Here is a 13,566-nt window from a genome sequence, read left to right on the forward strand (position 1 = left end):
GGGCCGGATAACCGGGGAATACCCGAAAATAACGGGTTTTTAAGCGCTAATCTGCGAAAACGCCGTTACTAAAAATACTAAACAAAACGCGAAAAAGGCAAGGTGCGTGTGAGGGTGTCGGGCGGCATCGACGGTGCCGCGGGAAACAGCTTAAGGAGCGCGAGCCGGCGGCGCGCACGAAGGCGTGCTGCCCCGTGGACTTCGCGCGCGACGATGAGGGCCGGCGGCGCAACCGCCGAACCTTGCGTCGCACCGGCATCGGTTTCTTCGCACGGTGCGCAGGCGTCTAGCTGTTCCGTGCGTCCGCGGCAGCGCGCGGTTCAGCCTGCCGTCACCGCCACGGCCGGCGGTTCGCCGCGATGGCGCAGCGCGGCGCGGCCGGCATCGAGATCAACGACCGCGAGCCCGTCCGGCTGCTGCTTCGCCCGCCGCTTCGCGAGCGCCGCGACCGACGCGATCTCGTCGCTGCCGTAGCGTTTGGCGCCGTGCGCGCCGGCCGGCACGCCGACCGCGCCGATCGCCATCGTCACGAAGCCGAAGAACGCCGGGTTGCCGTGGCGATCCTCGCCGCGCAGCCCGCCCGCCTGCCGGTCGGCCTGCGTGTAGAAGAGCTGCGCGCCGTCGTTGAAGCGCGCGATCGCGTCGGCGGCGCGCTCGCGCCAGTCGTCGCGCTGGAACAGCACGAGGAAATCGTCGCCGCCGACGTGGCCGAGAAAGTCGCGCTGCGGGTCGCACACGCCGGCCAGCACCGTCGCGGCGAATTTCAGCACTTCGTCGCCCTGCCAGTAGCCGTACTGGTCGTTGAACGGCTTGAACTGGTTCAGGTCGACGTAGCACGCATGAAAGCCGGCGTCGCGCTGGAGCAGGCGGTCGATGTGCGCGCTGATCGGGATGTTGCCGGGCAGGAACGTCAGCGGATTCGCGTAGCGCGCGGCCTCGATGCGCATCTCGGTCACCGCGCGCACGAGGCTCTCGCCGGTGCCGAGCCCGACATAGCGGCCGTGGTCGGTGATCACGAAGCCGTCCGCGAGATAGCGCTGGTCGTGGCTCGCGAGCAGCAGCGCGAGCTGCTCGAAGGTCGTCGCGACGTCGATCATCAGCGGCGCATCGTTCGCGAACTGCAGGCACGGTTTCTTGCCGAACACCTCGCGGTGATACGGCAGCGCGAAACGGTCGATGAAGCCGCGGCGATTCACGAGCGCGACGGGCCGCCCGCGCTCGACGAGCGCGACCGCGTGCAGGTCGGGCATCCGGTTGAACAGCTCGAGCACGTCGTTGCTGGTCGCGTCGCGCGGCAGCGCCGGGGCGGGTACGAGCATCTTCCCGGCGATCGTGCCGGCCGGCCGCACCGCGCGCGTCACGCCGGGAAACACCGCGATATGCGGCGCGCGGATCGCGTCGCGCGCGGCCGGCGCGACCACCCGCGACGGCTGCGCGTTCGGCCGGCCGAGCAGGAAGCCCTGCACGCAGCAGATGCCCATGTCGCGCACGACGATCAGGTCGCATTCGTTCTCGATGCCTTCCGCGATCAGCTGCGCGCCGCTCGCCTGCGCGAAGTGCTGCATCGCCTTCACCGCTTCGAACTTGAGCGGGTCGCGCGCGATGTCGTGGATGAAGAAACGGTCGATCTTCACGACGTCCGGATGCAGGCGCAGCCACAGGTTCATGCTCGCGTTCGCGGTGCCGTAGTCGTCGAGCGCGAACTGGATGCCGGCGTCGCGCAGCGACGCGACCGCCGGCCCGATGTGCGCGACGTCGGGAATCGCGTTCTGCTCGGTGAGCTCGATCACGATGCGCTCGGCGCCGACGCGCGCACGGCCGAGAAACTGGCGGGTGCGCTCGCGTTCGCTGGCGAGCGTGAGGATCGTGCCCGCGCTGAAATTGAGGAACAGCTTGCCGTCGCAGCCGAGCGCCGCGAACGCGTCGAGGCAGGTGAGCGCGGCGGCCCGTTCGAGCGCGATGGTTTCGCCTTCGCGCGCGGCCTGCGCGAACAGCGCGGCGGGTGGTTCGAGGTCGGTGCCGCGCGGGCCGCGGATCAGCCCCTCGTAACCGACGACCGTCCCCGACCCGAGGTCGACGATCGGCTGGAACACGGCGGCGAGCGCGCGATCCGCGATCAGGCGCGTGGTGCGGGCGACAGCGGAATCGGAGGGAAGCGCGGGCATGGGCGAGGGCAGCCGAATCGACGGGACGCCCGACTTAACGGCACCGCTCGCGGAGAATTGAATGAAGATTTCGTGACGCGATGGGCGTTGTTGGTGCATCGCGCCGCGAGCGCGTTGAGGTGTGGCTGGAAGGGGCGGAAGGCAGGAGGCCGCCAGCGGCGGCCATCCGGCCCCCCGGAGACACGTCAGCGCTTGCCGGTACTCAACGCGCCCGACGTGGCCGTCGCATCACCCTCGTCCTGCTCGCCGCTCGTGTCGCGCGCGCCCCAGCGCTGCGCGAGCGCCGCGCACGCCATCAGCTGGATCTGATGGAACAGCATCAGCGGCAGCACGATCGCGCCGACCGCGTTCGCCGAGAAGATCACCTTCGCCATCGGCACGCCGGCCGCGAGGCTCTTCTTCGAGCCGCAGAAGATGATCGTGATCTGGTCGGCTCGGTTGAAGCCGAGCCGCTTGCTGACGAACGCGGTCAGCAGCAGCGCGATCGCGAGCAGCGCGAGGTTGACGGCCAGCAGCCCGCCGAGCGCGCGCGGCGGAATCTGGTGCCACAGCCCCTCGTTGACGGCCTCGCTGAACGCGACGTAGACGACCAGCAGGATCGAACCCTGGTCGACGAAGCGCAGCACGCCGCGATTGCGGTCGATCCAGCCGCCGATCACGGGCCGCAGCAACTGGCCGGCGATGAAGGGCACGAGCAACTGCATCACGATGCTGCCGACGGTGCTCCACGGCGACGCGGCGGCGGCCGATTGCGACGTGATCATCAGCCCGACGAGCGCCGGCGTGACGAAGATCCCGAGCAGGCTCGACGCGGATGCCGCGCACACGGCGGCCGGCACGTTGCCCTTCGCGATCGACGTGAACGCGATCGACGACTGGACCGTCGACGGCAGCGTGCACAGGAACAGCACGCCCGCATACAGCGTCGGCGTGACGAGCGGCTGCAGCACGGGCTTCAGCGCGAGGCCGAGCAGCGGGAACAGCGCGAACGTGCTGAGCAGCACGACCGCGTGCAGCCGCCAGTGGGTCGCGCCGGCGACGACGGCTTCGCGCGACAGTTTCGCGCCGTGCAGGAAAAACAGCAGGCCGACCGCGATGTTGGTCGCCCAGTTGAACGCATGGGCGGCCGGGCCGCGGCAGGGCAGCAGGCTCGCGAGCACGACGGTGCCGACCAGCGCGAGCGTGAAGTTGTCGGGAAGAAAACGGGGACGGGCCATCGGGAACTCGATTCGGAAACAGCACGGGCGGCAAAAGCGCGCGTCGCGCGCGCGGATGGCGTCATTGTCGCGGTTGGCGATTCACTACACAAATTCATTGTGAGAATCGATTGATGAATCTGTTGCATGCAATGGCGTCCGCCACACCTGTCCGGCCTCACGCAAAACAGCAGAAGAATGTTCTGTCGCGATCGCGCCCCGAAGTGAAAAAACCTAGCAGTAACATGGTGTTACACCGATGCCGGCGACATAACACTTTTTGGCTCGACACACTTTCCGCCCGCTCATAAATTACTGCTGAAAGCCTTGGGTCGGCCGAAAGGAGCCGACGGCGGGCGTCGATGGGCACGGAACGATGACGGAACGGGTGAAACGGAAGATCGGACGATGGGTGGCAGGCGTGCTCGGCACGCTGCTGATGCCGCTCGCGCTCGCCCAGCCGCCCCATGGCGGTCACGGGTTCGGCGGCCACGGCTTCGGTGGCGGCGACATGCGCGCGTACGGCCAGGCGGCCGCCGGCGGTCCCGTCTGGCGCCGCGCCGCGCCGCCTGCCGGCGTACGTCCCGGCGGCGTCAGCGGCTCCGGCTCCCGCTGGGGGCTGCGCCCGACGCCGTCGTACGGCCATTACGCCGCGCAAAGCCCGTATCGGCCGATCAGCGCCGAGGTCCGCCAGATGCCGCGCCCGCCGGGCGGCGGCAACGTCCCGCTGCGCGCCGGTTCGATCCGCGCCGACGTCGCCCGCTACAACGAGGAGCGCGGCGGTCGTCCGATGCCGCCGCCCCGCTCGCAGGAAGAGCCTGCGCACTCGCCGTTTTTCTCCCCGTTCTACCGAAACTGAGCGCCCCGGCGCGCGTCCCCTCGCCGGCTGATGCGAATTCGCCACAGTCGCGCGCAGATTTCCGCTGATTTTCCCGCCGCATTGCGCTATCTTTCGCGCCCGGCACGCGCATGCCACGCCGCCGCCCACCCGTGCGACCGCGTTCGCGCCGGGCCGCCGCCGTGCATCCGGCCATGGATACGTTCCGCGAAGTTAAGGCTGGCGCTATACCAGCAATAAGTGTGCGCAATTTTGACCGGACGAATGATCCGTAAAGATGGCTGCGCCCCATACGACGCAAGCACTCGGCTCCAAAAAACAACGCTCGCGCCACTTATCGACTATTCGACAAAACCTGGAGATCCCATGAAAGCATTCGCTCGCCGTGCGTCGCGCACGTCCGTCAAGCTGATCGCCGCAGCCGCCTGCGTGGCGGCCGCCGCACCCGTCCATGCGCAGTCGAGCGTCTCGCTCTACGGTCAGGTCGACGAATGGGTCGGCGCCACCAAGTTCCCGGGCGGCAATCGTGCGTGGAACGTGTCGGGCGGCGGCATGTCGACGTCGTACTGGGGCCTGCACGGCGCGGAGGACCTCGGCGGCGGCTACAAGGCGATCTTCACGATGGAGAGCTTCTTCCGCGCGCAGAACGGCCAGTACGGCCGCTTCCAGGGCGACACGTTCTTCGCGCGCAACGCGTACGTCGGCATCAGCTCGCCGTACGGCACGGTGACGGCAGGCCGCCTGACGACGCACCTGTTCCTGTCGACGATCCTGTTCAACCCGTTCTACGACTCGTACACCTTCTCGCCGATGGTGTACCACGTGTTCCTCGGCCTCGGCACGTTCCCGACCTATCCGAGCGACCAGGGCGCGGTCGGCGATTCGGGCTGGAACAACGCGCTGTCGTACACGTCGCCTTCGTTCGGTGGCCTGAATTTCGGCGCGATGTACGCACTCGGCAACCAGGCCGGCGACAACCGTTCGAAGAAGTGGAGCGCGCAGTTCAACTATGCGAACGGCCCGTTCGCGGCGACCGCCGTCTATCAGTACGTGAACTTCAACAACGGCCCGCAGGATCTGAGCGCGCTCGTGACCGGCATGAAGAGCCAGGGCATCGCGCTGGTCGGCGCGACCTACGACCTGAAGCTCGTGAAGCTGTTCGGCCAGTACATGTACACGAAGAACGACCAGGTCGCGGGCAGCTGGCACGTGAACACCGCGCAGGGCGGCGTGTCGGTGCCGCTCGGCGTGGGCAACGCGATGGCGTCGTATGCGTACTCGCGCGACGCGGGCGGCCTCGACCAGACGCGCCAGACCTGGGCCGTCGGCTACGACTATCCGCTGTCCAAGCGCACCGACGTCTACGCGGCCTACATGAACGACCACATCAGCGGCCTGTCGACCGGCAACACGTTCGGCGCAGGCATCCGCGCGAAGTTCTGACGCGCACGCGCGATCGGCGCGCCGGCCGCGCGCGTCAATCGCGCGTTTTGGCTGCATGTTTTCCCGCCCGAAACGGCGCCGCCACCCGCGGCGCCGTTTTGCCTTTCTTGACCTTTCTGTTTCCTCGCCTTTGTTACCCTATCTCGTAATTGGTTGATTCCCCCGGGATTGCGAGCTAGTTCGATGGATACCCTCGTCAGCATGAATGTGTTTCGCTACGTCGTCGAAGTGGGCAGCTTCGTCGGCGCGGCGGAGCGCATGCAGATGTCGGCGGCGATGGCGAGCAAGCACGTGATGCACCTCGAGCAGCAGCTCGGCGCGCGGCTGCTGCATCGCACGACACGACGCGTCGCGCCCACCGAGGCCGGACGTGAATACTATGAGCGCCTCGTGCAGGCGCTGTCCGAACTCGACGAAGCCGGTCAGGCCGTCGGCGCCGCGAGCGTGGTGCCGCAGGGCCGGCTGCGCGTGACGTCGCTGTCCGCGTTCGGGCTGCGGCACGTGATGCAGGCCGTCACCGATTACGCGGGTCGGTTCCCGGACGTGACGGTCGACATGACGCTCTCCGATCGCGTGGTCGACCTGATCGAGGAAGGCTACGACGTCGCGGTGCGCGCGGCGCCGAACGGCCTGAAATCGTCGTCGCTGGTCGCGCGCCAGATCGCGACCGCGCACATCCTGCTGGTCGCGTCGCCCGAGTATCTCGAGAAGCGTGGCACGCCGCAGACGATCGCCGATCTCGCGAACCACAACTACCTGCGGCGCGATTCGAATTCGACGATGCTCGATTCGCTGGTGATCGACGCGGCCGCCGCGTCGCGCGTGAGCCTGAACGGCAACCTGATCGTGAACCATCTCGAAGGGCTGCGCGCGGCCGTGCTCGCCGGCGCGGGCATCGCGCTGCTCGGCACCGAAGTGGTCGGCGACGACATCGAGTCGGGCCGGCTCGTGCCGGTGCTGCTCGATTCGGTGCCGCCGCACGAGGCGCCGATCTACGCGGTGTACGCGAGCCGTCGTCACGTGTCCGCGAAGGTGCGCTCGTTCGTCGACTTCCTGGCTGCGCGCTTCGAAGGGCAGTCGTTGTGCCCGTCGATCGAAGCGCGTCTGCGCGTGCTGCCGATCACGCGGATGAAGCGCGCGGTCTGACCCGCATCGTCCGCCGCGGCGGGGCAATAAAAAAAGCGCGAACCGCTGCGGTTCGCGCTTTTTGCTTGGCTCGACGATTTCGCGTCGATGGCGGCCGCGATGGCCGCCGCCTCCGTCAGCGCGGGATGCCGAGCCGCGCCTTCGCGTCGTCGTATTCGCGCTTGAGCCGCTCGACGAGCGCACCCACGCTCGGCAGGTCGTCCATCAGGCCGACGCCCTGGCCCGCACCCCAGATGTCCTTCCACGCCTTCGTCTTGTCGCTGCCGAAATTCATCTTGGTCTTGTCGGATTCCGGCAGCGCGTCCGGATCGAGGCCGGCCTTCTCGATGCTCTCGCGGATGTAGTTGCCGTGCACGCCCGTGAAGAGGTTCGTGTAGATGATGTCCGACGATTTCGCGTTCAGGATCGCGTGCTTGTAGTCGTCGATCGCGTGCGCTTCCTGCGTCGCGATGAAACGCGTGCCCATGTACGCGAAGTCGGCGCCCATCGCTTGCGCGGCGAGGATCGAGCCGCCGTTCGCGATCGAGCCGGACAGCACGATCGGACCGTCGAAGATCTTGCGGACTTCGCCGACCAGCGCGAACGGCGACGTCGTGCCCGCGTGGCCGCCGGCGCCGGCCGCGACGAGGATCAACCCGTCGACGCCCGCTTCGAGCGCCTTCTGCGCGTGGCGCAGGTTGATCACGTCGTGCAGCACGATGCCGCCGTAGCTGTGCACCGCGTCGACGATCTCGCGCGCCGGTGCGCGCAGGCTCGTGATGAAGATCGGCACCTTGTGCTCGACGCACACGCGCACGTCGTGTTCGAGCCGCGCGTTCGACTGGTGGACGATCTGGTTGACCGCGATCGGGCCGATCACCGCATCGGGATGTTTCGCCTTGTGGTCGGCGAGTTCCGACTGGATCTGCGTGAGCCACTCGTCGAGCAGTTCGGCCGGGCGCGCGTTGAGCGCGGGGAACGAGCCGACGATGCCCGCCTTGCATTGCGCGAGCACGAGTTCGGGGTAGCTGACGATGAACATCGGCGACGCGATGACGGGGAGCGTCAGGTTCTGCAGGACGGTGGGCAATGCCATGTGATGTCTCCAGTCTCCGGGGGCGTTGCGGTCGGACGGTGATTCGAGTGTAGCTGTGGAATGCGTTCGTTCATATTAATACGAACGGTCGTGCGATTCTACGCGAGCTTAGCAAACTGCGCGGTGCGCCGGCAATCGAGTGAGTGTTCTCTTTCTATGGTTTCGGGTGCTTACCCCGCTGTGAAGACGCGCCGGCGCTCCTAAAATAGCCGCCATAACAAACCAACGAGAAACAAACCATGTCGTTTGAGGCGTTTGCACCGTTTCGCGTGACGGTGCAGGACACCGACATTTTCGGTGTCAAAGGAGGCACGGGGCCGCCGCTGCTGTTGCTGCACGGCCATCCGCAGACCCACATGATCTGGCATCGCGTTGCCGCGACGCTCGCGGATCACTTCACGGTGATCGCCACCGACCTGCGCGGCTACGGCGCATCGGGCCGGCCGCCGAGCGACGCGCGGCACACGCCGTATTCGAAACGCGCGATGGCGGCGGACCAGGTCGCCGTGATGCGGCATTTCGGCTTCGAGCAGTTCCACGTATGCGCGCACGATCGCGGCGCGCGGGTCGCGCACCGGCTCGCGCTCGATCATGCGGATGCCGTCGAGCGGATGATGCTGCTCGACATCGCGCCGACGCTCGCGATGTACGAGAAAACCGATCGCGCGTTCGCGACCGCGTATTTCCACTGGTTCTTCCTGATCCAGCCGGCGCCGCTGCCCGAGACGCTGGTCGGCGCGCACACCGATGCGTACATCGAGCGCGTGATGGGCAACCGGTCGGCCGGGCTGGCGCCGTTCGCGCCGGAGGCGCTCGACGCGTACCGGGCGGCGCTCGCGCAGCCGGGCGCCGTGCACGCGATGTGCGAGGACTACCGCGCGTCGGCGACGATCGATCTCGAGCACGACCGTGCGGATCTCGAACGCGGCAACAAGGTCGCGTGCCCGCTGCGCGTGCTGTGGGGCGAGCACGGGATCGTCGGCCGCTGCTTCGATCCGCTCGACGAATGGCGGCGCGTCGCGCGCGACGTCAGCGGCCGTGCGCTCGACTGCGGGCACTACATTCCGGAAGAGGCGCCCGCCGCGCTGATCGACGAACTGCTCGCGTTCTTCGACGCGCGCGACGCGGCTGCGTGACGGTGCCTGCAGGCGGCCGGCGCGGGTCGCCCGCGCCTCGGCGGGGCGTGCCGCTCGCGGCTCAGCGGTGCGCGTGCTCGTCTTCGACGAGCGGCGGCAGGCGGCGCGGCACGGGTGTCGATTTCACGATCGCGGTGCTCGTCTCCGCGCGCTCCGTCACCTTCGACAGGATGTCGTCGAGATGCTCGATCGTGCGCAGGTAGAGCCGGCAGATGAAGCAGTCGTCGCCGGTGACCTTGTCGCATTCGACGAATTCGGGAATCCGCCGCAGCAACTCCTCGACCAGATGCAACTGGCCCGGCAGCGGCTTCACGCGGACGATCGCCTGCAGCGTGTAGCCGAGCGCGCGCGGGTCGAGCTCGACGGTGAATGCGGCGATCACGCCTTGCGCCTCGAGCCGCCGCACGCGGTCGGCGGTCGCGGGCGCCGACAACCCGATCTGCCGGGCGAGTTCGCTGGTCGCGATGCGGGCGTCGTCGGCCAGCGCGGCGACGATCGCGCGGTCGGTCGCGTCGAGCGACGCGACGGCAGGCGGGGAAAGGCGTTTCGGCATGATTGCTTTGCTTTCGAAGGTGAATCGGCTGATTCACTTCAGTTTAGCCGTGGTTGCGGCGAAAGCAAGTTTCTAGAATCGAAGTCATCCACTCTCTTCAACGGAGTTCCTGATGGCCACGAATGAAATTCGCCGCGGCGCCGCCGAGATGATCGTCGCGATGCTGATGTCCGGCACGATCGGCTGGCTCGTGATGTCGTCGCAGCAGCCGCTGACCAATGTCGTGTTCTTCCGCTGCGTATTCGGCACCGCGACGCTCGCGATCGTCTGTGCGGCGTTCGGTTTCCTGCGCCGCTCGCTGTTCTCGCCGCGGATGCTCGTGCTCACGATGTTCGGCAGCCTCGCGATCGTCGCGAACTGGCTGCTGCTCTTCGCCGCCTATTCGCGCGCGTCGATCTCGATGGCGACCGCTGTCTACAACACCCAGCCGTTCATGCTCGTCGCGCTCGGCGCCATCGTGTTCCGCGAGCGGATCACCGCGTCGACGGTCGCGTGGCTCGTGCTCGCGTTCGCGGGGCTGGTGTTCGTGGTGCGCGTGGAGCCGGCCGTGCTCGCGGTGCCCGGCGAATACCTGGAAGGGGTCGCGCTGTCGCTCGGCGCGGCGTTCCTGTATGCGATCTCGTCGATCATCACGAAGCACCTGAAGGGCACGCCGCCGCATCTGCTCGCACTGCTGCAGGTCGGCCTCGGCGTCCTGCTGCTTGCGCCGTTCGCACACTTCGACACCTTGCCGGCGACGGTCGGGCAATGGGCCGACCTGATCGTGCTGGGCATCGTCAACACCGGGCTGATGTACGTGTTGCTGTACGGCGCGGTCCAGAAGCTGCCGACCGCGATGACGGGCGCGCTGTCGTTCGTCTATCCGGTCGTCGCGATCGTCGTCGATCGTGTCGCGTTCGGGCAGACGCTCGCGTGGACGCAGGTGGTCGGCGCGCTCTTGATCCTGCTCGCGGCGGCCGGCGTGAACCTCGGCTGGCGCATCGTGCCGGCGCGTCGCACGGCGGTCGGCAACTGATACGGTCAGACGATTCGGCGCCGTGGCGGGCTCATGCAGCGGCCGTCGAAGGGGCGAGTCGGGAACGGAGATTGCGGTTGAAACGACGCCCTGCGGACGCCGCGCGCACTCGGAAAAGCGCTGTAAGAAGTTGTAGGGAAACACCCGATGCGATGCGGCCGCGTCGCTCGTATGATGCGGGCTGTGACGTTGATCACGTTCACAGGATTCCGATCTCGATGCCGTTCGCCCGTGAGGCTGAACGGCTTTTTTTTATGTCTCGCTGCCTGCGATCAGGCGCCGCCGTGCGTCGAGCCGCGCGAGCAGCGCGCGCCGCGCGTCGTCGTCCGACGTACGCCATCCCTTGATCTCGCCGCGCGTGCGCAGGCAGCCCGCGCACCAGTCGGTGCGCGGATCGATCCGGCAGACGTCGGTGCACGGCGACGCGACCGTGGCGACCGGCATCGTCACGTTGCTCATGCGGACTCCCGCAACGCGACGTCCGCGACCGGCGCGCCGGTGAGCGACACGAGTTCGTGCGGCGACAGGTTGAACACGGCGTGCGGATGGCCGGCGGCGGCCCACAGGCTGTCGAGCGCGAGCAGGTCGGCGTCGATCAGCGTGACGGGTTCGACCAGATGGCCGATCGGGCAGACGCCGCCGATCGCATAGCCGGTGTTGTCGCGCACGAACTTCGCGTCCGCGCGGCCGACCGGGCCGACCTGTTCGGCGACCTTCCTTTCGTCCACGCGGTTGACGCCGCTCGCAATCACCAGCACGGGCGCGCCGTCGGCCTGCCGGCGAAACAGGATCGACTTCGCGATCTGCGCGACCGAGCAGCCGAGCCCGGCCGCGGCCTCGGCCGACGTCTTGCCGGTTTCGGCGAGCATCACGATGCCTTTCGCATGGCCGCGCTCGCGCAGCAGTAGCGCGACGCGTCGCGCGGAATCGGGGAGGGAATCGAATGAAGCGGGTGTCGTCATGTTGATGAATCCGTGGAGTGGCGCGATCAGACGCAGTTCGCGGCGTCGGCCGCGCTCCGTGCTTTCGCGAGCAGTGCACGACCGGCGCGCGACACGTTCGCGCGGCCGATCGCGTTCGAGATGAAATCGCCGGCGGCGACGACCTGCGCGAGGTCGATGCCGGTTTCGATGCCGAGGCCCTGCATCAGGTACAGCACGTCCTCGGTCGCGACGTTGCCGGTCGCGCCCTTCGCGTACGGGCAGCCGCCGAGGCCCGCGACCGATGCGTGAAAGATCTCGATCCCTTCGAACAGCGCCGCGTAGATGTTCGCGAGCGCCTGGCCGTAGGTGTCGTGGAAGTGGCCCGACAGCCGTTCACGCGGGAACACGCGCGTGACGGCCGACAGCACTTCGCGCGTGCGCTTCGGCGTGCCGACGCCGATCGTGTCGGCGATGTCGATCTCGTCGCAGCCGAGCGCGGCGAACCGTTCGACGACGTCGACCACCGACGCGACCGGCACCTCGCCCTGGTACGGGCAGCCGAGCGTGCACGACACGCTGCCGCGCAGCCGCAGGCCCGCATCCTTCGCGGCTTTCGCGACGGGCTCGAAGCGCGCGATGCTCTCGGCGATGCTGCAGTTGATGTTCCGCTGCGAGAACGCCTCGCTCGCCGCGCCGAAGATCACGACTTCGTCGGCCCGTGCCGCGACCGCATTCTCGAAGCCCTTCAGGTTCGGCGTGAGCACCGAGTACACGGTGCCCGGGCGACGCTCGATGCCGGCCATCACGTCGGCGCCGTCGGCCATCTGCGGCACCCATTTCGGCGACACGAACGACGCGGCCTCGACGTTGCGGAAGCCGGCGCGCGACAGCCGGTCGACGAGCGCGATCTTCACGTCGGTCGGCACGAAGGTCTTCTCGTTCTGCAGCCCGTCGCGCGGGCCGACTTCGACGATCTTGACGGCGGTGGGGAACGTCATGGTTGTCTCCTGGTTTCTCTTTGTGGCGGAATTCAGTAGCCGCGCGCGTAGTCGACGATGCCGCTGACGGGCGCGCCGCGCTCGAACGCGCGGATCTTGCCGGCGATCTGCTCGACGGCTTCCGCGCGCAGCGTCTCGGCCGAGCTGTGCGGCGTGATCGTGATGCGCGGCGTACGCCAGAACGGATGGTCGTCCGGCAGCGGTTCGTGCTGGAACACGTCGAGCGTGGCCGCGGCGACCTGGCCGCTCGCGAGCGCGTCGAGCAGGTCGGCTTCGACGAGATGCGCGCCGCGCGCGACGTTGACGACGTACGCGCCGGGCGCGAGCCGCGCGAATGCACGCGACGACAGGATGCCGTCGGTGTCGCGCGTGCTCGGCAGCAGATTGACGAGCACCTTCGCGCCGTCGATGCACGCGTCGAACGCGCCGTCGCCGGCGAAGGTCGTGACGCCGTCGAGCTGCTTCGCGCTGCGGCTGTAGCCGCGCACCGGCACGCCGAGGGCGGCGAGCGCGCGGGCGACTTCGGCGCCGAGCACGCCGAGCCCGAGGACCGCGACGGTGAAGTTCGCGCGCGCATGCGGCTCGAGCGGCTGCCAGCGGCGCTCGCGCTGCTGCAGGTCGTATTCGTCGAAACGGCGCAGGTAGCGCAGCACCGCGTGCGTCACGTATTCGACCATCTGCCGCGCCATGCCCGAATCCTCGAGCCGCACCAGCGGCACGTGCGCGGGCAGCGTGCCCGGATGCGCGCGGTCGAGCGCGAGCAGCGCATCGACACCCGCGCCGAGGTTGAAGATCGCGCGCAGGCCGTCGCGCGGCGCGAACAACTCGCGCGGCGGGCGCCACACGAGCGCGTAGTCGGCGGCGGCCGTATCGCCCGGCTGCCATGCGCGCAGTTCGGCTTCCGGCAGCGCACGCGCGATCTCGTCGCGCCATGCGCCGGCTTCCTGATGCGGCGAGTAGAACAGGATCTTCATTGCGTGAGGGCGCGCGCGCCGGCAAGGCGCGCCGCGGGAACGGCAAGCGAAGCCGGGTGCAGCGCACCGGCGGACGTAGCGGACATCGGGTGTCTCCTGACGAG

General features: G+C 68.2%; 13 protein-coding genes. 5 read left to right on the plus strand and 8 right to left on the minus strand.

Translation table 11 applies throughout. The features are described 5' to 3' along the window. Positions 1–320: 320 nt before the first annotated feature. Positions 321–2,165: a phosphodiesterase gene (locus DFS13_RS15995; protein ID WP_060214929.1), complete on the minus strand. Its 1,845-nt coding sequence runs from the start codon at positions 2,163–2,165 to the stop codon at positions 321–323. Between the two features lie 185 nt (positions 2,166–2,350). Next, positions 2,351–3,382, minus strand: a complete 1,032-nt coding sequence (locus tag DFS13_RS16000) for a bile acid:sodium symporter family protein (protein WP_060214927.1) — start codon at positions 3,380–3,382, stop codon at positions 2,351–2,353. A 355-nt stretch (positions 3,383–3,737) separates the two neighbouring features. Here DFS13_RS16000 and DFS13_RS16005 point away from each other — a divergent pair, with 355 nt between their 5' ends. The 3 genes from DFS13_RS16005 to DFS13_RS16015 all read left to right on the plus strand — a co-directional run bounded on the left by DFS13_RS16005 (position 3,738) and on the right by DFS13_RS16015 (position 6,788). Then, the gene (locus DFS13_RS16005) at positions 3,738–4,220 is read left to right on the plus strand and encodes a hypothetical protein (protein WP_034201267.1); all 483 of its coding nucleotides are present in this window, start codon (positions 3,738–3,740) and stop codon (positions 4,218–4,220) included. 345 nt (positions 4,221–4,565) lie between these two features. Next, positions 4,566–5,642, plus strand: coding sequence for a porin (locus tag DFS13_RS16010; protein WP_006488646.1), 1,077 nt, complete (start codon positions 4,566–4,568; stop codon positions 5,640–5,642). Between the two features lie 183 nt (positions 5,643–5,825). Further along, positions 5,826–6,788: a LysR family transcriptional regulator gene (locus tag DFS13_RS16015; RefSeq protein WP_006488650.1), complete on the plus strand. Its 963-nt coding sequence runs from the start codon at positions 5,826–5,828 to the stop codon at positions 6,786–6,788. Positions 6,789–6,903: 115 nt separating this feature from the next. Here DFS13_RS16015 and DFS13_RS16020 read toward each other — a convergent pair whose 3' ends face one another. After that, the gene (locus DFS13_RS16020) at positions 6,904–7,863 is read right to left on the minus strand and encodes a nitronate monooxygenase family protein (RefSeq protein ID WP_006488640.1); all 960 of its coding nucleotides are present in this window, start codon (positions 7,861–7,863) and stop codon (positions 6,904–6,906) included. Between the two features lie 239 nt (positions 7,864–8,102). Here DFS13_RS16020 and DFS13_RS16025 point away from each other — a divergent pair, with 239 nt between their 5' ends. Beyond that, a complete protein-coding gene (locus tag DFS13_RS16025; protein ID WP_111441868.1) occupies positions 8,103–8,999 on the plus strand; it encodes an alpha/beta fold hydrolase in 897 nt (298 codons plus the stop codon). A 61-nt stretch (positions 9,000–9,060) separates the two neighbouring features. Here DFS13_RS16025 and DFS13_RS16030 read toward each other — a convergent pair whose 3' ends face one another. Beyond that, positions 9,061–9,552 (minus strand): Lrp/AsnC family transcriptional regulator, encoded by a 492-nt coding sequence (locus DFS13_RS16030; protein WP_006495467.1) that lies wholly within the window; start codon positions 9,550–9,552, stop codon positions 9,061–9,063. A gap of 112 nt (positions 9,553–9,664) precedes the next feature. Between DFS13_RS16030 and DFS13_RS16035 the strand changes: the two genes are divergently transcribed. Then, entirely contained in the window at positions 9,665–10,567 is a 903-nt protein-coding gene (locus DFS13_RS16035) for a DMT family transporter (RefSeq protein ID WP_006488637.1), read from the plus strand. A 252-nt stretch (positions 10,568–10,819) separates the two neighbouring features. Here DFS13_RS16035 and DFS13_RS16040 read toward each other — a convergent pair whose 3' ends face one another. The 4 genes from DFS13_RS16040 to DFS13_RS16055 are packed head-to-tail and all read right to left on the minus strand — an operon-like array spanning position 10,820 to position 13,462. Continuing rightward, positions 10,820–11,026, minus strand: a complete 207-nt coding sequence (locus DFS13_RS16040; RefSeq protein ID WP_060214925.1) for a DUF1289 domain-containing protein — start codon at positions 11,024–11,026, stop codon at positions 10,820–10,822. Further along, positions 11,023–11,529: a YbaK/EbsC family protein gene (locus DFS13_RS16045; RefSeq protein ID WP_006488642.1), complete on the minus strand. Its 507-nt coding sequence runs from the start codon at positions 11,527–11,529 to the stop codon at positions 11,023–11,025. Before DFS13_RS16045 ends, DFS13_RS16040 begins: the two co-directional genes overlap by 4 nt. A 26-nt stretch (positions 11,530–11,555) precedes the next feature. After that, positions 11,556–12,488, minus strand: a complete 933-nt coding sequence (locus DFS13_RS16050) for a hydroxymethylglutaryl-CoA lyase (protein ID WP_060214923.1) — start codon at positions 12,486–12,488, stop codon at positions 11,556–11,558. Between the two features lie 32 nt (positions 12,489–12,520). Then, a complete protein-coding gene (locus tag DFS13_RS16055; protein ID WP_109342244.1) occupies positions 12,521–13,462 on the minus strand; it encodes a glyoxylate/hydroxypyruvate reductase A in 942 nt (313 codons plus the stop codon). Positions 13,463–13,566: the final 104 nt, after the last annotated feature.

This window comes from Burkholderia sp. 28_3, from assembly GCF_003253915.1.
Taxonomy (GTDB): Bacteria; Pseudomonadota; Gammaproteobacteria; order Burkholderiales; family Burkholderiaceae; genus Burkholderia; species Burkholderia cenocepacia.

What these genes read in the sequence shown, in the direction of transcription:
- DFS13_RS15995 (WP_060214929.1), bottom strand. Translation starts at nt 2,165, where the DNA reads ATGCCCGCGCTTCCCTCCGATTCCGCTGTCGCCCGCACCACGCGCCTG.
- DFS13_RS16000 (WP_060214927.1), bottom strand. Translation starts at nt 3,382, where the DNA reads ATGGCCCGTCCCCGTTTTCTTCCCGACAACTTCACGCTCGCGCTGGTC.
- DFS13_RS16005 (WP_034201267.1), top strand. Translation starts at nt 3,738, where the DNA reads ATGACGGAACGGGTGAAACGGAAGATCGGACGATGGGTGGCAGGCGTG.
- DFS13_RS16010 (WP_006488646.1), top strand. Translation starts at nt 4,566, where the DNA reads ATGAAAGCATTCGCTCGCCGTGCGTCGCGCACGTCCGTCAAGCTGATC.
- DFS13_RS16015 (WP_006488650.1), top strand. Translation starts at nt 5,826, where the DNA reads ATGGATACCCTCGTCAGCATGAATGTGTTTCGCTACGTCGTCGAAGTG.
- DFS13_RS16020 (WP_006488640.1), bottom strand. Translation starts at nt 7,863, where the DNA reads ATGGCATTGCCCACCGTCCTGCAGAACCTGACGCTCCCCGTCATCGCG.
- DFS13_RS16025 (WP_111441868.1), top strand. Translation starts at nt 8,103, where the DNA reads ATGTCGTTTGAGGCGTTTGCACCGTTTCGCGTGACGGTGCAGGACACC.
- DFS13_RS16030 (WP_006495467.1), bottom strand. Translation starts at nt 9,552, where the DNA reads ATGCCGAAACGCCTTTCCCCGCCTGCCGTCGCGTCGCTCGACGCGACC.
- DFS13_RS16035 (WP_006488637.1), top strand. Translation starts at nt 9,665, where the DNA reads ATGGCCACGAATGAAATTCGCCGCGGCGCCGCCGAGATGATCGTCGCG.
- DFS13_RS16040 (WP_060214925.1), bottom strand. Translation starts at nt 11,026, where the DNA reads ATGAGCAACGTGACGATGCCGGTCGCCACGGTCGCGTCGCCGTGCACC.
- DFS13_RS16045 (WP_006488642.1), bottom strand. Translation starts at nt 11,529, where the DNA reads ATGACGACACCCGCTTCATTCGATTCCCTCCCCGATTCCGCGCGACGC.
- DFS13_RS16050 (WP_060214923.1), bottom strand. Translation starts at nt 12,488, where the DNA reads ATGACGTTCCCCACCGCCGTCAAGATCGTCGAAGTCGGCCCGCGCGAC.
- DFS13_RS16055 (WP_109342244.1), bottom strand. Translation starts at nt 13,462, where the DNA reads ATGAAGATCCTGTTCTACTCGCCGCATCAGGAAGCCGGCGCATGGCGC.